This window comes from Kribbella sp. NBC_01484, assembly GCF_036227145.1.
GTDB lineage: Bacteria > Actinomycetota > Actinomycetes > Propionibacteriales > Kribbellaceae > Kribbella.
In genome coordinates, this window is record NZ_CP109437.1 from 4,190,964 (window position 1) to 4,209,918 (window position 18,955).

The following is an 18,955-nucleotide window of genomic DNA, read 5'->3' on the forward strand; positions in this document are numbered from 1 at the left end:
CAACCAGCCTTCGAAGGAGACAGGGCGTTCCTCACATCACGGCGGGCGGGCGCTCGAAGTACGACTCGAGGACGACGATCGTCTGCGTGCTGGTCACGCCGTCGATCTGGTGCAACGCGCGCAGGGTCGCCTGCAGGTCCTCGGTGGTCGCCGTCCGCACCTTCACCAGGACGGACGCCGGCCCGGCGATGATGTGCGCCTCCTGGACCGCCGGAATCGTACGAAGAGCGTGCAGCGTCGGCTCGTCGCCCATCCAGGCGCTCGCGTCGAGTAGGACAAAGGCCAGCACGCCCTGACCGAGAGCGGCCGGATCCACCTCGACCGTGGTCCGCCGGATCACACCGGCCGCCTTCAGTTTGCGCACCCGTTCGTGCGCCGAGCCCGCCGAAAGGCCGACCGCCTGGCCCAACGCGGCGTACGACTGCCCCGCGTCGTCCTGCAAGGCGGCGAGGAGCTTGCGATCCAGATCATCTATGGTCATCTATAGCTCTCTCCGAATCTCATCCTGTTCAGCGCGAGTGTAACAGGATACAGTTCTGAACATGCCCATCATCCTCACACCTACCCCACCGCGTATTCGGGCCGAGCTGGTGAAGCTCGACGACCGGTTCACCGTGGCCGGCGACGAGTACGTCGAGTGCCTGTACGACGGCGGTCGCTGGCTGGAAGGACCGGTGTACACACCGGCCTGGCGCTGCCTGATCTTCAGCGACATCCCGAACGACCGGCTGCTCCGCTGGGACGAGGTCTCCGGTCAGGTGAGCGTGTTCCGTGATCCGTCCGGCTACATCAACGGCAACACGATCGACCGCACCGGCCGCCTGATCAGCTGCTCCCAAGGCGACCGCAGCGTCATCCGGACCGAGTACGACGGGAGCCGCACGGTGCTCGCTTCACACCTGGACGGCAACCGCCTCAATAGCCCGAACGATGTGGTCGTGCGCAGCGACGGCTCGATCTGGTTCACGGACCCGCCGTACGGCATCACCTCGAACTACGAGGGCCACGCGGCCGAGCAGGAGATCGACGGTTGCCACGTCTACCGGATCGCCCCGGACGGCGCGCTGACCGTGGTCGCGGACGACTTCATTCGCCCGAACGGCCTCGCGTTCTCCCTTGACGAGAACCAGTTGTACGTCGTCGACACCCCGGGCAAGCACATCCGCCGGTTCGGCGTGGACGGCGAGAAGCTGACCGGGGGCGAGGTGTTCGCGCCGTGCGAGGCGGGCATGTTCGACGGCATCAGGCTGGACAGCGCCGGCCGGGTCTGGGCGGCGACACACGAAGGCGTGCACTGCTTCGCCCCGGACGGCACGCTGATCGGCAAGCTCCTGCTGCCGGATGTCGTGTCCAACCTGACCTTCGGCGGCCCGAAGAACAACCGCCTGTTCATCACCGCCACCACTTCGGTCTGGTCGTGGTTGCTCAACGCAACAGGCAACTGATCAGCACAGTGGGAGGTCCAAACGGCGGGCGGGCGGGGGCGGCTCGCGCCGGAAGCGCATAGGCTCGTCGATGACTTGCAGCCGAGTTCGCGAGGAGTGGTGATGACGGGCATTCTCGAACCGTTGGCGGGGACCGCACCAGCCGTCTGGGAGGCGCTGGACGACCGGTTCGCCGGGATCCGCGGGGACAGCCTGCTCGAACGCCTGTGGACCGGCGGCCGGTGGGTGGAAGGTCCCGTGTACTCGCCGGCCGGCCGCTATCTGCTCTGGAGCGACATCCCGAACGACCGCATCCTGCGCTGGGACGAGACGTCGTACCAGGTCTCGGTCTTCCGGCAGCCGGCCGGGAACACGAACGGGCACACCCGCGACACCGAGGGCCGCCTGGTCAGCTGCGAGCACGGCAACCGCCGCGTGAGCCGGACCGAGCACCACGGCGCGGTCACCGTGCTGGCTTCGGAGTACGACGGCAAGCGGCTGAACAGCCCGAACGACGTGGTCGTCAAGCGCGACGGCTCGGTCTGGTTCACGGATCCGGCGTACGGGATCGACAGTGACTACGAGGGGTACAAGGGCGCGATCGAGACGGGTGGTTGCCACGTTTACCGGATCTCGCCGGACGGGGTGCTGACCCGGGTCGCCGACGACTTCAACCGGCCGAACGGACTGGCGTTCTCGCTCGACGAATCGTTGCTCTACATCGCCGACTCGGAGGAGGGGACGCTCCGCGTCTTCACCGTCGACGGCGACAAGTTGTCCGGCGGCGAACTGTTCGCCGAATGCGGCAACGGGATCTTCGACGGCATCCGGCTCGACACCGAGGGCCGCATCTGGGCTTCCGCTGCCGACGGCGTACACATCTACCACCCCGACGGCACGCTGCTCGGCAAGCTCCTCGTCCCCGAGACCGTCTCCAACCTCACCTGGGGCGGCGCCAAACGCAACCGCCTCTTCCTCACCGCGACCACCTCGGTCTACTCCCTGTTCACCACCGCGAACGGAGCGCCCGAGGCCTACGGCCCTCGCCGCTGAGGAAACTCGGTCGTCGACTCGGTGGTCTGCACGCGATGATGGCCTGCTGACCACCGATGAGGAGGGCGGCTGTGCTGACGGAGGACGACGTACGCACGAAGGACCGGGTGTGGCGGGTGACGGCGTTCGCTGTTGTCATCGCCAACGTGGTGCTCGGTGTCGTGGAGCTCAAGCATTACGGCGGTGTGAGCGACGACTGTCTGTTCGACGACCCTGAGTGCGGCCGGCGAATCGACCACGCGCTCGACATTTCGAACACGTGGGAAGGCATCGCGGCGCTGCCGGTGGTGCTGTCGCTGTTCCTGCCGTTGCGGCGGAGTACGACCCCGTGGCGGATCGCGTGTGTCGCTGTACTAGCGCTGTCGTTCGTCGTCCGCCTGATCCTGCTGATCAGCCGCTGAGGAGGAGCCATGCATCGAATTCCGGAGCATCTGCGTGAGATCGCCGATGCGGTGGTGGCTGCGGCCGCTGGTGACAGCCGGATGTCGGCGGTGATCGCCGGTGGGTCGATCGCGACCGGAACCAGTGACGAGTATTCGGATCTGGATCTCGTGCTGGTGTGCACGGCGGACGGACAGCAGGAGTGCCTGGCGGAAGCACCGGAGTTCGCCGGGCGGCTTGGGACGTTGCTGGCGAGCTTCACCGGGGAGCATGTCGGTGAGCCGCGGTTGCTGATCGCGCTCTTCGGGCCGCCGCTTGTGCACGTCGATCTGAAGTTCGTCACGGCGGACGACCTGCGGGACCGGGTCGAGGACGGTGTCGTGCTGTGGCAGCGGGACGGCACGGTCGATCGCGCCTACAGCACGTCGCAGCCGAGGTGGCCGCAGGTCGATCCGCAGTGGATCGAGGACCGGTTCTGGGTGTGGGTGCACTACACGGCGGTGAAGATCGCCCGCGGTGAACTCTTCGAGGCGGTGGAGGCGCTGGACGCGATCCGCTCGGCCGCGATCGCGCCGCTCGCGACCCTGGGCCGGACGTCGAAGCCTACCCGCGTACGGCGGTTGGAGACGCTGGCGCCGGAGTTGGTCCCGGAGTTCCGGGCGACCGTGGCGATCGCGGATCGGGGCGATTGCCTGCGGGCGTTGAACGCGTCCGCGGAGCTGTACCGGAAGGTCCGGGACAGCAGTGGCGTCACGGTGGAACGGCGTACCGCGGCCGAGCAGGCGATCACGGACTTCTTGGCTGGATGAGCCGGCAGGCCCGGGGTACGGCGATACCCCGGGCCCCACCGGTTACAGCTTCTTGAGCTGGTCGATCACAGTGAAGACGGCCAGGAAGCCGAAGGCCAGGAACGAGAACCACAGCACGGCGGTGCGCCAGGTCGTGATCCGGATCGCCTTCGGCAGGGCCCGGGAGTTCATCCACCAGAGCAGGCCGGAGTACACGAACATCATCGTGCCGGCGGTGCACGCGGAGATCACCAGCAGCACCAGCGGCTGGTCCAGCCCGGCCAGCAGCACGAGGATGCCGAAGGCAACCAGTCCCCAGACCAGCCAGAAGTACAACTTGGACTCGGTGACCTTCGATTCGCGCAGGTAGCGGGACTTGATCATGTCCGAGGCCAGCCGGGACGTGTAGTCGACGATCCCGGCCGCGGCCGCGAACAGCGCGAACGCGCCGATCGCCCAGAACAGGTAGCCGAACCAGCCGCCGACCAGGGACTGCAGGGTCGTGCCCTCGATCTTCAGGAAGCTGATGTTGTTCTTGACGTCGGGGTTACCGAACAGCGTCGCGTGCGCGAGCATCGAGGTGAACACGATCGTCAGCACGGTGATCGCCACGAACGTCGCGGCCTGCTCGATGTTGGCGAACTTCCACCAGCGCCGCCAGCGGGCCATGTTGGCCTCGTCGGGGGTGAAGGTGTAGCCGTTCGCGGTCGGGTCGGCCTCGGTCTCACCGGTGACCGGAGACGTCAGCCGAGGCACGTGCTGCCCCATCCCGAAGCCCTTGTCCCGGATCCAGTTGCTCTGGACGAGATTCTGGCCGCCACCGGCTCCGGCGTACGCGATCGCACCCATCACCAGCGCGAACCCGAGCTGGTCGACCGGGAACTGCGGGTGGGTGACCGCGTCGCCGAGCGCGCTGTACGTCTTGCCGCGGATGGCGAAGACGAGCGCCAGGACGACGAGCAGCGCGACGGCGGCGATCTTCACCGCGATCAGCCGCTCGAGCATCACGTAGACGACCGGCGCGAAGGTCAGGATCACGCCGATCACCAGCAGGATGCCGATCGCGATCCAGCGCGGGTCGCCGGCGCCGAACAGATAGGTCAGCATCGCCGCCGAGCTGGTCGCCCAGCCGGGCCACATGTTCGCGAAGTAGGTCATGATCGCGAAGAACAGGCCCCAGTGCTTGCCGTACCGGTTGAAGCCGGTCAACGCTGTCTCACCAGTGGCCAGCGTGTACCGCTCGATCTCCATGTTCAGGAACCACTGGATCACCACACCGACGACGGCGCCCCAGAGGAACACCAGTCCGACCTGACTGGAGATGTACGGCCAGAGGATGAACTCACCCGAGGCCAGCCCGACCCCGGCGCCGACCATACCGGGGCCGACGATCTTCCAGGTCTTGGTGGGCGGTTCGGGGAGGTCGCGGACCTGCGGTGCGGGCAGGTTCTTGGTGGGCAGTGCGAACTTTCCGTGGTCAGTGGTCGTGATGTCTGCCATCGGCTCCTCACTTCCTCGGCCCCCTTTCTGCGGAGGTTAACGAAGACTGCCGACACAGGCGACCCGACACAGGTGGATGGCAGACTGCCGGACATGAGTGGGGTGACGGTGGTACTCGCATCGTACGCCGGTGCCGCGAGTGCGCCTGCTTACGTCCGGCTGGCCGGGCTGGTCGACGAACTGCACGGCGAGAAGCTGGTACGGCGTGACGCCGCCGGGCCGATCGTGGTCTTCGATGACCCGGCGACCGCGGTCTCCGCAGCGCGGACGTTGCGCGCGGCCGCATCCGGCGCGCCGGCGGCCGAGTTGCTGCGGATCGCCGTACACACAGGCTCGGCGACCGGTGCGGCGGTCAGGCATGCCGAGCAACTGCTGGAGATCGCGAATCCCGGGCAGACGTTGCTGACCGCAACCGCCGCGGCCGGCCTGCCCGACGTCACCGATCTCGGCCTTCACCGACTGAAGGATCTCGGGTCGCCGGAGCGGATCTTCGAGCTCACGGAGACGACCGGGCCGCTGCGCTCGCTGGATCGGGTGCCGAACAACCTGCCGGTGATGTTCACCAGCTTCGTCGGCCGGCAGACCCAACTGGCCGCTCTGCGGACGCAGCTGTCCGGGAACCGCCTCGTGACGCTGACCGGCCCAGGCGGCAGCGGCAAGACCCGGCTGGCCGCTCAGTCCGCGGCGCAGTTGGCAGAACGCTGGCCGGACGGCGTCTGGTGGGTCGACCTCGCCGCGGTCACCGAGGGCAAGCAGATCACGGAGGTGGTCGCGACCGCGGTCGGCGTGCTGGTCGAGGCCGGCGATCGCACCCGCCTGCTGATCGGTCAGTTGCGGATCAAGCAAGCCCTGATCTGCCTGGACAACTGCGAGCAGATCATCGACGCCGTCGCGGAGTTCGTGGTCGCGCTGCAGACCGCGTGTCCCGAGATCTCCGTACTCGCGACGAGCCGCGAACCGCTGGACATCCCAGGCGAGGCGATCTGGCGCGTGCCCGCCCTCGCGCCGGACGAGGCGCGGACACTCTTCGTGGAACGAGCCGGAGCCGAGTTTCCCGAGTCGGAGCAGGCGATCCGATCGATCTGCGTCCGCCTGGACGGGATGCCGTTGGCGTTGGAGCTGGCCGCGGCCTGGGTACGCACGCTGACGCCGGAGCAGATCGAGTCCGGCCTGGACGACCGGTTCGGCCTGCTGACGAAGAACGTCCGTGGTGTCGCGGCCCGGCAGCAGACGCTGGCCGCGTCGATCGACTGGAGTCATGAGCTGCTCGATGCGGACGAGCGGCACGTGTTCCGCCGGCTGGCCGTGTTCGCCGGCGGGTTCACCTTGGACGCAGCGCGGGCCGTGTGCGGACGGGACGGCGTACTGGAGATCTTCGGGCGGCTTGTCGACAAATCGCTTGTTGTCGCCGAGGCCGGACGGTACCGGCTGCTCGAGACCATCCGCGAGTACGCCGGTGCGCGGCTGCGGGACGCGAATGAGGAGGACGCCGTCCGTGATCTGCAGCTCGATCATTACCTCGCCGTGGCCGAGGCGGCAGAGCCGTTGCTGGACAGCGATCGGGACAAGTGGCGAGCGCTGATCGAGCCCGATCGAGAGAACTACCGCGCGGCACTGGACCACGGACTGTCCCGCAGCGACACCGAACGCGGCCGCCGGCTGGCCGCCGCGTTGCCCTGGATGTGGAACCTGCAGGCGACGGGCTCCGAGGGTATCGGGATTCTCCGGTGCGCGATCGACTCCGCGCCGGACGAGAGGTCGTTGCTGCAGGCCCGTTTGCTGTACGGATACGCGTCCGTCGCCGACACCGTCGACCCGTTCGGGTACGACGCGGCCGGCCGGGGTCTCGGGTTGGCGACCGAGCTCGGTGCCGATCGGCTGCGGTCGTTGCTGCTCGCTTTGGTTGCGGTCGGCAAGTTCTTCACCGGATTCCAGGACGCGTGGGACCTGACCGAGGAAGGACGTCTCCTGGCCGAGGGGATCGGCGACGACGCCGCTCGCGACGCCAACCTCGCGCTCCAGTGCGTGTTGCTGGCGCTGTGGGACCGGCACGACGAGCTGCGTGCGATGCTCGAGATCGTCACGCCGGGCCTGCTCGCCCGCGGGGAGCGCGGTATCGCAACCACGTTGCTGTTGGTGCGGTCCGAGAGCCTTGCGTCGACCGGCGAGCTGCGACAGGCGATCGAGGTGGCCGGACAGGCCCTCGCAACGGCCGAGCCGCTGGCCGACTTCCATCGTGTCGGGACGGCCCGCGGTCAGTTGGCGACGTTGCTGGCTCGGTCGGGGCGGCTTGACGAGGCGTACGCGTTGATGCAGCCGCTCCTCGATCTGGTCGACGCGGCGGTGGTCCCGAACCTCGGTCAGGTGATGGGCGTGCTGTCACTGTGGAAAGGCGACCACAAGACCGCTGTCGAGTGGATGCGGCCCATTGTGGATCCGGACAGCCCGATGGCGCAGACATATGTGCCGGCGATGCTCCTCCCGACGTACGCCGCCGCGCTGCAGGCGGGTGGACACACGGCGGAGGCGATCGAGACCGCCGACCGTGGGGTGAGTCTTTCCCGGGAGTACGGCCTGCCGAAGATCCTCGCCGAAGCGCTCGACCAACTGGGGCGATGCCTGATCACCGAACAACCCGAGAAGGCCGCCGACCTCCTGCACGAGTCGCTGACCACAAGACTCGACCATGGCCTGCGCACACAACTGGTCGACAGCCTCGAATCCCTCGCCCTGCTGGCAAACCACACCAACCGCCCCGCCGACGCAACCCGGCTGACGGCCGCGGCCGCCGCCGCACGCACTGCCCTCGGCTACACAGCCCCGGCCGGTCGACCCGCCCCGGCCGGTTTGCCTGCGCCGGCCGATGGACCGGAGCCAATGGGGGTCGACGAAGCGCCGTTGTCGCTGGACGAGGCTGTTGCGTATGCGCGTCGTACCAGGGGAGCGAGGGGCCGTCCGTCGAGTGGGTGGGCGAGTCTGACGCCGACCGAGGAGCAGGTCGTCGCGCTCGCGGTGGAAGGGCTGAGCAACCCGGAGATCGGCGAGCGGCTGTTCATCAGCCGGGGCACGGTGAAGACGCACCTGGCACACGTGTACGCGAAACTCGGCGTCGCCAACCGCACCGAACTCGCATCACTCAAGAAGACCTGAGCTCAAGAAGACTCGAGCATCTCGAGTGCCTTGCTGATCCGCCGTACCCGCGTCTCCGGCTTCTTGGCGTCGTTGATCGCGTTCACATGCTCCCGCCGATGGCTGTAGCTGAGCGCATCGAATGCCTTCCGCAACCCGGCCTCCTGCAGCGCCGCGGCGAGATCCGCCGGCACCTCCACCGTCCGCTCGGCCGCGTCTCGCACCAGCGTCACGGTCACCGGATCACCAGCCCCCTTCCCCAACTCACCCCGAATACTCTTCAGGATCCCCAGCGCCATACACCCACCCATCGACGCGATCGACCCCCGATACGCGATCCCGTCGAACGTCGCCTGCACCGGAATCCGCCCACCACCTCCGAGCGCGGCAACGACCTCCCCAGGCACCCCCACCCACGCCCCACCCCCGTCATTCACCACAATCGTCCCCTCGAACGTCTCCATGAACCAAAGGCTACAAAGCGAACGAGAGAAGGCGAGCATCACGAGGAGAGGTCACCCACGTAGAGGTCTGGGGCAGGTTGACACAAGCTATTCCGGCTCTTCTGCCGGATGTGGGTCGTTTCGGAGCGCGTTGGGTGGTGCTCCTGGTCGGTCCCAGCCTCACCCGCTGTGGGACGGGGTGGACTGCCGACGCGCTCCGTTCTGTTCGGGTGGAGGGTTTTCTGCCGGTTTGGGGAGGGTTTTCCTCCCGAACCGGGGTAAAACCCTCCTCGCACCAGTGCGACAGACCCCACCCGGCCCGTCCCACGGTCCCTGGCGAAGCGCGGGTCAGTCTTGGTTTTTCAAGGTGCTTGGCCACCAGACGCGTGGGCCGACGTCGTAGGCGAGGGACGGGACGAGGAGGGAGCGGACGATGGTGGTGTCCAGGAGGACGCCGAAGGCGACCATGAAGGCGATCTGGACGAGGAAGAGGATGGGGAGCACCGCGAGGGCGGAGAAGGTGGCCGCGAGGACGACGCCGGCTGAGGTGATCACGCCGCCGGTGACCGCGAGGCCGACCAGGATGCCGGGTCTGGTGCCCTGTTCCTTGGATTCCTCCCGCACCCTGGTCATCAGGAAGATCGAGTAGTCGATGCCCAGGGCCACCAGGAAGACGAACGCGTACAGCGGGATGTTCGGATCCGCGCCCGGGAACTTGAAGACGTGGTTGAACACCAGCGCGCTCACCCCGACGGTCGCGCCGAAGGACAGCACGTTCGCGACCACCAGCAGGACGGCGGCGACGAGCGAGCGCAGCAACAGCGTCAGTACGACGAAGATCAGCGCGAGGATGGCCGGGATGATCACCCGCAGGTCCCGCTTGCTCGCGTCGAGGACGTCGAGGTTGATCGCGGTGTTGCCGCCCACCAGGATGTCGGGGCTGACATGGTCCAGTTCGGTGCGCAGATGCTGGACCACCTTGGTCGCCTCGGGTGAGTCGGCCGGCACCGTCAGCGTCGCCTGGACCAGGACCTTGCCGTCGACAACCTTCGGCGGTACGCCGGGGGCCGGCGACGCGGACGCCGTACCGACGCCGTCGACCTTCGACGCGGTCTGCACCACCTGGTCCGCCTGGGCGGCCGGGGTCAGGATCTGGACCGGCGTACCGGCGCCGGCGTCGAAGTGCTTGGCGAGCTCCTGCTGGCCGGTGACGGACTCGACCTCGTCGAGGAACAGGTCCTCCTGGGAGATGCCGCTCGCCTTGAATGTCGGCAGGAACGCCGCGCAGGCGAGCAGCGCCAGCATGCTGACCACCCAGACCCGGCGGGGGCGCCGGCCGACCAGCCCGGAGACGCGACCCCACAGCTTGCGGCCGCCGACCTGGTCGCTGGCGTGCACGTGGTCGAGACGCGGGATGGACGGCCAGAAGATCCGCCGGCCGAACGCGAGCAGGATCGCGGGCAGGAAGGTCATCGCCGCGATCAGCGCTCCGGCGATGCCGATCGCGCCGACCGGGCCGAGGCCCTTGGTGCTGCCGAGTTGCGACAGCAGCAGGCAGAGCAGCCCGAGGATGACCGTCGCCGCGCTGGCCGCGATCGGCTCGATCGCCGCGCGCCAGGCGACCAGCATCGCCTGGTACTTGCTCTCGTAGTCGTGCAGCTCTTCCTTGTAGCGCGAGACCAGCAGCAGCGAGTAGTCGGTCGCGGCGCCGACGACGAGGATGAACAGGATGCCCTGACTCTGCCCGTTCAGTTCCAGTACGCCGTGCTTGGCCAATGGATAGACGACGAGCGCGGCCAGAGCGAGACCGAAGACGGCGGTCAGCAGGACCGCGATGGGCAGGATCGGGCTGCGATAGACGATCAGCAGGATGATGAACACGACCGCGAGCGCGACCCCGAGCAGGATCCCGTCGATCCCGCTGAACGCCACGACGAAGTCCGCGAAGACACCGCCCGGGCCGGTGACGTAGACCGTCAGACCAGTGGGTGTGAGGTCTTGTTTGATGTTGGTGCGCATCGTGTCGGCGACCGCGAACAGCACGGTCTCGCCCGACTTGACCACCTCGTCGGCGCGCTCACCGTCGATCTCGACGGTGAGCAGCAGCGCCTTCTTGTCCTCCGACGGGATCACCGTCTTGGCGGGCGCGGCGAGGTAGTCGCCGATGGTCTTTCCGCCGCCGAGCTCCATCGTCGGGACCTTGGCGAGGAACGCGTTGGCGTTGGCCACGTCCTGCGGGGTGATTCCGGAGTCGCGCACGATCAGGACGAAGTACGGCAGGGCCTTGGAGTCGACGAACTTGGCTGACTCGTTGGCGACCAACGTCGACTCGGCCTGTTTCGGAAGGAAGTTGGCGTTGTCGTTCTCCTGGACCTCACTGAGCTTGCCCACCGTCGGGCCGCCCAGCGCGCCCAGCACCAGCCAGCCGATCAGCACCGCCGCGATCGCCGCCCGCCACTTCCAGCGACCGCCGGCCCGGCTCTTCTCCTCTTTCATGCTGTCCCCTCCGCCTGTCGGTACCGGCACAGTACCCAGGCCGGTTCCTTCTTCTCTCACCACCCGGCGCCGGGTGTGCGGGAGCCGTTTCGGCGGCGTAACAACAAGATGACTACGTGGAAACACCCCGGTCATAGCGTCCTGGCCTAATCGAACAGGTCGGATGATCGGAGACGCACGATGACGCTCGAGACACGGCCGGAGGTCGTCACTCCCCGCGACCGGACCGGTGCGGTGGGCACCGTCGAGGTGCCGCGGCGCGGGCGCTGGATCGATGTCTGGGACCCGGAGGACGCCGGATTCTGGGCCGCGAAGGGCCGCGCGGTGGCGCGGCGCAACCTGTGGCCGTCCATCTTCGCCGAGTTCCTCGGCTTCTCGGTCTGGCAGCTGTGGAGCATCGTCGTGGTCTCGATGCCCAAGGCCGGCTTCGGCTATGACACGAACCAGCTCTTCTGGCTGGTCGCGCTACCCAGTCTGGTCGGCGCGACGCTGCGACTGCCCTACACGTTCGCCGTACCGAGGTTCGGTGGGCGGAACTGGACCGTCGTCTCCGCGCTGTTGCTGCTGATCCCGACCAGCGGGCTGGCCTACTTCATGACCAGGCCGGACACGCCGTTCTGGGTGATGGCGCTGGTCGCGGCCACCGCCGGTGTCGGCGGCGGCAACTTCGCCAGCAGCATGACGAACATCTCGTTCTTCTACCCGGAGAAGGAGAAGGGCTTCGCGCTCGGCATCAACGCGGCCGGCGGCAACCTCGGCGTCGCCGTGGTCCAGTTGCTGGTGCCGATCGTGATCGTCGCCGGCGCCGGGCTGTCGCTGAACCGGGCCGGCCTGATGTGGATCCCGCTGATCCTGTTGGCGGCGTTCCTGGCCTGGAAGCTGATGTCCAACCTGTCTGCCGCGACCTCGTCGTTCCGCGCCTCGATCGCGGCGGCGAAGCGGCCGCACACCTGGATCATCTCGTTCCTCTACATCGGCACGTTCGGCTCGTTCATCGGGTTCGGGGCGGCGTTCCCGCTGCTGATCAAGACCACGTTCCCCGAGATCACGGTGGCGCACATCGCGTTCCTCGGCGCGCTGGTCGGCTCGGTCGCACGGCCGTTCGGCGGCAAGCTGTCGGACCGGGTCGGCGGCGCCCGGGTGACGGTGTGCGCGTTCGTGGTGATGGGCCTCGGCATCCTGGCCGCGATCGTGTCGCTGAACTCGGGCAGCTTCACCGCGTTCCTGATCAGCTTCCTGGTCCTGTTCGTGGCGAGCGGCGCTGGGAACGGATCGACGTACCGGATGATCCCCGCGGTGTTCCGGCTGACCACGCCGGGCGATCCGGGCCGGGCCCGGCGGGAGGCGGCGGCCTGCATCGGGATTGCCTCCGCGGTCGGCGCGTACGGCGGCTTCCTGGTCCCGCGTGGGTTCGCGATGTCGACGAGTCACTTCGGCTCCCTGGTCCCGGCGCTGTACGTCTTCTGCGGCTTCTACGTCCTCTGCGTGGCCGTCACGTACTTCTGCTACCTGCGCAAGGGTGGCCCGCTCAGCCGGGAGCGCGTGTGAAGGGTGTCCCCACTCATTGCCCGTACTGCGCTCTGCAGTGCGCGACCACCCTGCACCCGGTCGACCGGCCAGGTGCAGTGGAGGTACGGCCACGCGACTTCCCGACCAACCGGGGTGGGTTGTGCCGCAAGGGGTGGACGGCTTCCGACGTACTCACGGTGCCGGACCGGCTCACCATGCCACTGGTGCGCGACGCGGCGGGCAACTTGGTGGAGACGAGCTGGGACGCGGCGCTGGACTTCGTTGCCGATCGCATCCGATCGCTGCAGCGCGACCATGGCCATGACTCGGTCGCTGTGTTCGGTGGTGGCGGTCTCACCAACGAGAAGGCCTACGCGCTGGGCAAGTTCGCCCGGGTTGCGCTGAAGACCGCGAACGTGGACTACAACGGCCGGTTCTGCATGTCGTCCGCCGCGGCTGCGACCAACCGGGCCTTCGGCATCGACCGTGGGCTGCCGTTCCCGCTGGCCGATCTGGGCGGTGCTGGTGCCGTCCTGCTGGTCGGCAGCAACATCGCCGAGACGATGCCGCCGGCGGTCGCGCATCTGCGGGGCGCCAGGGACGCGGGTGGGCTTCTGGTCGTCGACCCGCGTCGCTCGGCGACGGCCGGCCTGACCGAGGACGGTGCCGGGATCCACCTGCAGGCGACTCCGGGGTCGGATCTGGCGCTCATGCTCGCGCTGACTCACGTCGTACTGCAGGAGGGTCTGGCGGACACGGCGTACCTGAACGAGCGGGTCGACGACGCGGAGGTGTTGTTCCGCTCGACCGCGTCCTGGTGGCCCGAGCGGGCGGAGCGGGTGACTGGCGTGCCGGCGGCAACCATTCGCCGGGCTGCTCGGGTGCTTGCGGCGGCCGCACCGGTGCACGGTGGTGCTGGGGCGTTCATCCTGACCGGTCGTGGTGCTGAGCAGCACAGCAAGGGCACCGACACCGTGACGGCCTGCATCAACCTCGCACTGGCTCTCGGGTTGCCCGGACGGCTGGGCAGTGGCTACGGCTGCATCACTGGTCAGGGGAACGGTCAGGGCGGCCGGGAGCACGGGCAGAAGGCGGATCAACTTCCCGGTTACCGCAGCATCGCCCATCCGGCGGCTCGTGCGCACGTGGCCGGCGTGTGGGGTGTGGATCCTTCCGAACTCCCCGGGCCCGGAAAGAGCGCGGTCGAACTCATCAATGCTCTTGGTACGACGGGCGGCCCGAAGGCACTGCTCGTCCACGGGAGCAACCTGCTGGTGTCGGCGCCACGGTTGGCCTCCGTGCGTGAGCGGCTCTCAGCTCTCGACCTGCTGGTGGTGGCGGACGTCGTACCGTCTGAGACCGCTCTGTTGGCGGATGTCGTCTTTCCGGTCACGCAGTGGGCTGAGGAAGAGGGGACGATGACGTCCCTCGAAGGGCGGGTGCTGCGGCGGCGGGCTGCTATCGCACCGCCTGGTGAGGTGCGGAGCGACCTAGCTGTGTTTGCCGGCTTGGCCTCGCGGCTTGGTTGTAGTGCGGCGTTCTCGACCGATCCGGGTGAGGTGTTCGACGAGCTGCGCCTGGCCAGCCAGGGTGGGAAGGCGGACTACTCGGGGATCACGTGGGAGCGGATCGACGCGGGGGAGGCGTTGTTCTGGCCGGTCCCGTTCGAGGGGCACCCAGGGACGCCGCGGTTGTTCGCGGACGGCTTCGCCACACCGGATGGCCGTGCGCACGTCGTACCGGTGGATCACCGGCCGGTTGCCGACGACCTGAACGCGACCGCGCCGATGTACCTGGTGACCGGGCGGTTGTTGCAGCACTACCAGAGTGGGGCGCAGACGCGCCGGGTGCCGGAGTTGGCCGAGGCGGAGCCGGAGGTGTTCGCGGAGATCCATCCGCGCGTGGCCGCACAGCTGGGGATCGCGGACGGGCTTCCGGTCCGGTTGCGGACGGATCGCGGGTCAATGGTGCTCCCGGCGCGGGTGACGGCCGACGTCCGGCCGGACACAGTCTTCGTGCCTTTCCACTTCGGTGGTGCCGGCGCGGTCAACGAGCTCACCAACGATGCGCTCGACCCAGTCTCCCGGATGCCCGAATTCAAAGCGTGTGCCGTAGAAGTCACCGCTGTGCTTTTGGCCGGGCCTTCGGCGCCGGCAGTGTCATGGGGCCTTGGCTCCCGGCCTTCCCTCGTCGCTCCAGTCGCTTCGCTCCCTGCGCTCCTCAGTCCAGGCCGGGAGGCCCCATGACCGAAAGGGTCGTGATCATCGGCGGCGGGATGTCGGGTCGCCGACTGGCCGAGCTGCTGCCGACGTACGACGTGACCGTCCTGGGCGATGAACCGTCGTACAACCGGACCCGGTTGACCGAGTACGTCGCCGGCCGCGCGGAACCCGTGGTCGGGGACGAGGTGCCGGTGGCTGCGGTCGCCGTGGATCGAGGCCGGCGGGTGGTGGTGGATTCCGGTGGTCGCGAGTGGGAGTACGACCGGTTGGTCTTCGCGACGGGTGCGGCGCCGTTGGTGCCACCCGAGCTGGTCGAGGCGGCCGGCATCTTCACGTTGCGGTCGGTGGGAGATGCGCGTGCGGTGGTCGAGTCAGCCGGCCGGGCGCGGCGGGCGGTGGTGCTTGGCGGGGGTGTGCTGGGCATCGAGACTGCTTGTGCGCTGCGGGAGCGGGGTGTCGCGGTCACGTTGGTGCATGACGGCGAAGCCCTGCTGGACAAGAGCATTCGGCTTTCGGCCGGTCGCCTGCTGACGCGGGCGGTGCGGGAGTTGGGCGTCGAGGTGCTGCTCAACACGAGCCTCGCCGGGACAGATGTTCGCGACGGGCGGTTCCGGGCGCTCAACCTGCGGAGCGGACGGCAGGTGTTCGGCGAGTTGCTGGTGGTCGCGTGCGGGGTGAAGCCGCGGACCGAGCTGGCGACCGGGCTGACCGTGCGGACCGGGATCGTGGTCGACCGGACTCTGACCAGCCCCGACGACCCACGGGTGCACGCGATCGGGGACTGTGCCGAGGTCGACGGGCGACTGAGCGGGACCGTCGTGTCGGCGTGGTCGCACGCGGAGGTGCTCGCGACGCGGCTGAGCGGCGAGCGGGACGGCGACGCGCCGGGGTTCTCCGGCGACACCGGTCCGAGCCTGCCGGCCTTCGATGTCGTCCGGCTCACTGCGGGTGGACTCGACGTGCTTGTCCTCGGCAACAAGGACGAGGACGGCGAGGTGGTGCGACTGGAGGACGGCACGCGATATGTGCGGGCCGTCCTGCGAGACGGGATCGTCCGGTCGGCCGTGGCGGTGGGTGCGCCGGAGGTGGCCGCGGAGCTGGTGTTGCTGGCGGATCGGGGGACGCCGGTGGTGGCGGACGGGTTGCTGGCCGAACCCGTCGTACCGAAGAAGAAGGTGGCGACCGTGTGCAGGTGCAACGGCGTCACCCGGGCCGCGATCGAGGCGGCCTGGCGTGGGGGTGCCGACAGTGTCGCCGGCATCGCCGCCACGACGCGGGCGACGACCGGGTGCGGCAGTTGCACCGGCGCCGTCGGCGATCTGCTCGACCGCTTCCGTCGCGGCGAGACCGAACCAGTCCCGAGCAGGAGGGCGACGATGGCAGAGCTGAACAAGGCCCGGCACGTTGTGGTGGTAGGCGGTGGCATGGTCGCGCACCGGCTCGTGGAGGCCCTGCGTTCCCGCGACAGCGAGATCACGTACCGCATCACCGTGCTGGCCGAGGAGCCGCGGCTCCCGTACGACCGGGTGGCGCTGACCAGCTACTTCTCCGGCCGCGACCCGCACGACCTCTCCCTCGGCGACCCGGAACTGTGGGACGACCCGGCCGTGACCTTGCGCAAGGGAGTGGAGGTCGCCGCGTTCGACAGCGTGGCCAAGACCGTGACGACCGCGCGGGGCGAGCAGCTCGGGTACGACGAACTGGTCCTGGCGACGGGTTCGTCGGCCTTCGTGCCGCCGGTGAAGAACAGTGATGCCCAGGGTTGCTTCGTCTACCGCACTGTCGACGACGTCGCCGCACTGCGCGTGTACGTCGAGCGACTCAAGGACGAAGGCAAGGACGTCCATGGTGTGGTCGTCGGTGGCGGTCTGCTCGGCCTGGAAGCGGCCGGCGCGCTCCGGGCCCTCGGCGCCGCGACCAAAGTGGTCGAGTTCGCGCCCCGCCTGATGCCGTTGCAGGTCGACGAGGGAGGCGGCAGCGCACTTGCCCGGCTGATTCGCGGCCTGGACGTCGACGTGATGACCTCGACGCAGACGACCCGGGTCAAGCTCACCTCGCAAGGTGCGGCCCGCGCGATGGCCGTTGCCGAAGGCCCCGATCTCCCGGCCGACGTGGTCGTCTTCGCGACCGGCGTCCGCCCGCGCGACGAACTCGGCCGCGCGGCCGGTCTGCAGATTGGCGAGCGCGGCGGCGTCGTGGTCGACGAGGCCTGCCGGACGTCGGTCCCCGGGGTCTGGGCGATCGGCGAAGTCGCTTGTATCGAAGGCCGCGTCTGGGGATTGGTTGCCCCCGGCTACACGATGGCCGAGATCGTCACCGACCGGCTTCTCGGCGGCCAGGCGACCTTCCCGGGTGCGGACACCTCGACCAAGCTGAAGCTCCTTGGTGTCGACGTGGCGAGCTTCGGTGACGCGTTCGGCGCGACCGAAGGCGCGTTGGACATCGTGTACGCCGACCCGGTGGCCGGCGTCTACAAGAAGCTCGTGCTGTCCGACGACGCGCGCACTCTGCTCGGCGGGATCCTGGTCGGCGACGCGTCGGCGTACTCCGGACTTCGCCCGATGGTGGGCCGGGAGCTCGGCGCGGATCCGGCCGCGTTCCTCTTGCCGGAAGGTGCCGGCCCGGTCCAGCTCGAGCTGCCGGACGACGCGCCGGTGTGTTCGTGCAACAACGTGTCCGCGGGCACGATCCGTTGCGCCGTACGTGACGAGGGCTGCAGCGACATCAAATCGGTGTGTGGCATGACGCGCGCCGGGACCAGCTGCGGTTCCTGCCTGCCGATCGTGAAGAACCTGCTCAACACCGAGCTCACCAAGGCCGGTGTCGAGGTCAGCAAGGCGTTGTGCGAGCACTTCGCACTGTCGCGGGCCGAGTTGTTCGACGTGGTCCGGGTGACGGAACTGCGCACGTTCAGCGAGATCGTCGAGCGGCATGGGACCGGCCGGGGGTGCGACATCTGCAAGCCGGTGGTCGCGTCGATCCTGGCCAGCCTGGACCCGGCCGGTCACGTCCTCGACGGCGAGCGGGCGACGCTGCAGGACACCAACGACCACGTGATGGCCAACATGCAGAAGGACGGCACGTACTCCGTCGTCCCGCGGATCCCCGGCGGCGAGATCACCCCGGCGGGCCTGATCACGATCGGCGAGGTCGCCCGCGACTTCGGCCTCTACACGAAGATCACCGGTGGTCAGCGGGTCGACCTGTTCGGTGCCCGGATCGAACAGCTGCCGGCGATCTGGAAGCGGCTGGTCGACGCCGGCTTCGAATCCGGTCACGCCTACGGCAAGGCGCTGCGGACCGTGAAGTCGTGTGTCGGGTCCACCTGGTGCCGGTACGGCGTACAGGACTCGGTGGGGATGGCGATCGCGCTGGAGCTTCGCTACCGCGGTCTGCGGTCGCCGCACAAGCTCAAGCTCGGTGTCTCCGGTTGTGCTCGCGAGTGCGCCGAGGCGCGCGGCAAGGACGTCGGCGTGATCGCGACCGAGAAGGGCTGGAACCTGTACGTCGGTGGGAACGGCGGGATGACACCCCGGCACGCGGAGCTGCTCGCGTCCGACCTGACCGACGCGGAGCTGTTCCAGGCGATCGATCGCTTCCTCATGTACTACATCCGCACCGGCGACCGGCTGCAGCGGACCGCGGTGTGGATGCGTGAGCTCGAAGGCGGCCTGGATCACGTGCGGGACGTCGTACTGAACGACAGCCTGGGCATCGCCGCGGACCTGGACGCCGCGATGGCCAGGCACGTCGACTCGTATGTCGACGAATGGCAGGCGACCCTGAACGACCCCGACAAGCTGGCCCGGTTCGTCTCGTTCGTGAACGCGCCGGACCAGCCCGACGCCGACCTGCGGTACGTGGTCGAGCGCAACCAGCCGCGGCCCGCCACCCCGGCCGAACGCGGACAGCTGGAGCCGGTCCTGCTGGCCGGCCCCCGATTGGAGGTACGCCAGTGAAGGAGCGAAGCGAGTTCACAATCAAGCACAGCGCGCTCCGTGCCTCATCGG

The 18,955-nt window shown here is 68.5% G+C and carries 12 protein-coding genes; 8 read left to right on the plus strand and 4 right to left on the minus strand.

Annotated features, from left to right (window positions below; translation table 11 throughout):
• Positions 1 to 31: 31 nt before the first annotated feature.
• Entirely contained in the window at positions 32 to 481 is a 450-nt protein-coding gene (locus OG555_RS20550) for an Lrp/AsnC family transcriptional regulator (RefSeq protein WP_329484531.1), read from the minus strand.
• 61 nt (positions 482 to 542) lie between these two features.
• Between OG555_RS20550 and OG555_RS20555 the strand changes: the two genes are divergently transcribed.
• From OG555_RS20555 to OG555_RS20570, 4 genes are all read left to right on the plus strand, one after another.
• On the plus strand, positions 543 to 1,445 hold the full coding sequence (locus OG555_RS20555; RefSeq protein ID WP_329484532.1) for an SMP-30/gluconolactonase/LRE family protein: 903 nt from the start codon (positions 543 to 545) through the stop codon (positions 1,443 to 1,445).
• A gap of 102 nt (positions 1,446 to 1,547) precedes the next feature.
• Positions 1,548 to 2,477 (plus strand): SMP-30/gluconolactonase/LRE family protein, encoded by a 930-nt coding sequence (locus tag OG555_RS20560; protein ID WP_329484533.1) that lies wholly within the window; start codon positions 1,548 to 1,550, stop codon positions 2,475 to 2,477.
• Between the two features lie 71 nt (positions 2,478 to 2,548).
• Positions 2,549 to 2,878 carry a hypothetical protein gene (locus OG555_RS20565; RefSeq protein WP_329484534.1) on the plus strand — a complete coding sequence of 110 codons (330 nt, stop codon included), beginning with the start codon at positions 2,549 to 2,551 and terminating at the stop codon, positions 2,876 to 2,878.
• A 9-nt stretch (positions 2,879 to 2,887) separates the two neighbouring features.
• Complete coding sequence (locus tag OG555_RS20570) at positions 2,888 to 3,667, plus strand: aminoglycoside 6-adenylyltransferase (protein ID WP_329484535.1); 780 nt, start codon at positions 2,888 to 2,890, stop codon at positions 3,665 to 3,667.
• A 42-nt stretch (positions 3,668 to 3,709) separates the two neighbouring features.
• On the opposite strand, the gene OG555_RS20575 is transcribed toward OG555_RS20570, so the two are convergent.
• Complete coding sequence (locus tag OG555_RS20575; RefSeq protein WP_329484536.1) at positions 3,710 to 5,146, minus strand: Nramp family divalent metal transporter; 1,437 nt, start codon at positions 5,144 to 5,146, stop codon at positions 3,710 to 3,712.
• A 93-nt stretch (positions 5,147 to 5,239) separates the two neighbouring features.
• On the opposite strand from OG555_RS20575, the gene OG555_RS20580 reads away from it, so the two are divergent.
• Positions 5,240 to 8,296, plus strand: a complete 3,057-nt coding sequence (locus OG555_RS20580; RefSeq protein WP_329484537.1) for a helix-turn-helix transcriptional regulator — start codon at positions 5,240 to 5,242, stop codon at positions 8,294 to 8,296.
• A gap of 2 nt (positions 8,297 to 8,298) precedes the next feature.
• Here OG555_RS20580 and OG555_RS20585 read toward each other — a convergent pair whose 3' ends face one another.
• Both OG555_RS20585 and OG555_RS20590 read right to left on the minus strand, forming a co-directional pair.
• The gene (locus OG555_RS20585) at positions 8,299 to 8,739 is read right to left on the minus strand and encodes a YdeI/OmpD-associated family protein (RefSeq protein ID WP_329484538.1); all 441 of its coding nucleotides are present in this window, start codon (positions 8,737 to 8,739) and stop codon (positions 8,299 to 8,301) included.
• 327 nt (positions 8,740 to 9,066) lie between these two features.
• Positions 9,067 to 11,214, minus strand: coding sequence for an MMPL family transporter (locus OG555_RS20590; RefSeq protein WP_329484539.1), 2,148 nt, complete (start codon positions 11,212 to 11,214; stop codon positions 9,067 to 9,069).
• Positions 11,215 to 11,394: 180 nt separating this feature from the next.
• Here OG555_RS20590 and OG555_RS20595 point away from each other — a divergent pair, with 180 nt between their 5' ends.
• Genes OG555_RS20595 through nirB form a run of 3 tightly spaced genes read left to right on the plus strand, consistent with a single transcriptional unit; the run spans position 11,395 to position 18,904 of the window.
• The gene (locus OG555_RS20595; protein WP_329484540.1) at positions 11,395 to 12,762 is read left to right on the plus strand and encodes an MFS transporter; all 1,368 of its coding nucleotides are present in this window, start codon (positions 11,395 to 11,397) and stop codon (positions 12,760 to 12,762) included.
• Complete coding sequence (locus OG555_RS20600) at positions 12,759 to 14,969, plus strand: molybdopterin oxidoreductase family protein (RefSeq protein WP_329484541.1); 2,211 nt, start codon at positions 12,759 to 12,761, stop codon at positions 14,967 to 14,969. Before OG555_RS20595 ends, OG555_RS20600 begins: the two co-directional genes overlap by 4 nt.
• Complete coding sequence (gene nirB / locus OG555_RS20605) at positions 14,966 to 18,904, plus strand: nitrite reductase large subunit NirB (RefSeq protein WP_329484542.1); 3,939 nt, start codon at positions 14,966 to 14,968, stop codon at positions 18,902 to 18,904. The genes OG555_RS20600 and nirB overlap by 4 nt, the downstream gene beginning before the upstream one ends.
• The last annotated feature ends 51 nt before the right edge of the window (positions 18,905 to 18,955 follow it).

Bases quoted from the DNA above. Each gene is read 5' to 3' on its own strand.
- nirB (WP_329484542.1), top strand. From the start codon at position 14,966: ATGACCGAAAGGGTCGTGATCATCGGCGGCGGGATGTCGGGTCGCCGA.
- OG555_RS20575 (WP_329484536.1), bottom strand. From the start codon at position 5,146: ATGGCAGACATCACGACCACTGACCACGGAAAGTTCGCACTGCCCACC.
- OG555_RS20585 (WP_329484538.1), bottom strand. From the start codon at position 8,739: ATGGAGACGTTCGAGGGGACGATTGTGGTGAATGACGGGGGTGGGGCG.
- OG555_RS20590 (WP_329484539.1), bottom strand. From the start codon at position 11,214: ATGAAAGAGGAGAAGAGCCGGGCCGGCGGTCGCTGGAAGTGGCGGGCG.
- OG555_RS20570 (WP_329484535.1), top strand. From the start codon at position 2,888: ATGCATCGAATTCCGGAGCATCTGCGTGAGATCGCCGATGCGGTGGTG.
- OG555_RS20555 (WP_329484532.1), top strand. From the start codon at position 543: ATGCCCATCATCCTCACACCTACCCCACCGCGTATTCGGGCCGAGCTG.
- OG555_RS20550 (WP_329484531.1), bottom strand. From the start codon at position 481: ATGACCATAGATGATCTGGATCGCAAGCTCCTCGCCGCCTTGCAGGAC.
- OG555_RS20595 (WP_329484540.1), top strand. From the start codon at position 11,395: ATGACGCTCGAGACACGGCCGGAGGTCGTCACTCCCCGCGACCGGACC.
- OG555_RS20580 (WP_329484537.1), top strand. From the start codon at position 5,240: ATGAGTGGGGTGACGGTGGTACTCGCATCGTACGCCGGTGCCGCGAGT.
- OG555_RS20560 (WP_329484533.1), top strand. From the start codon at position 1,548: ATGACGGGCATTCTCGAACCGTTGGCGGGGACCGCACCAGCCGTCTGG.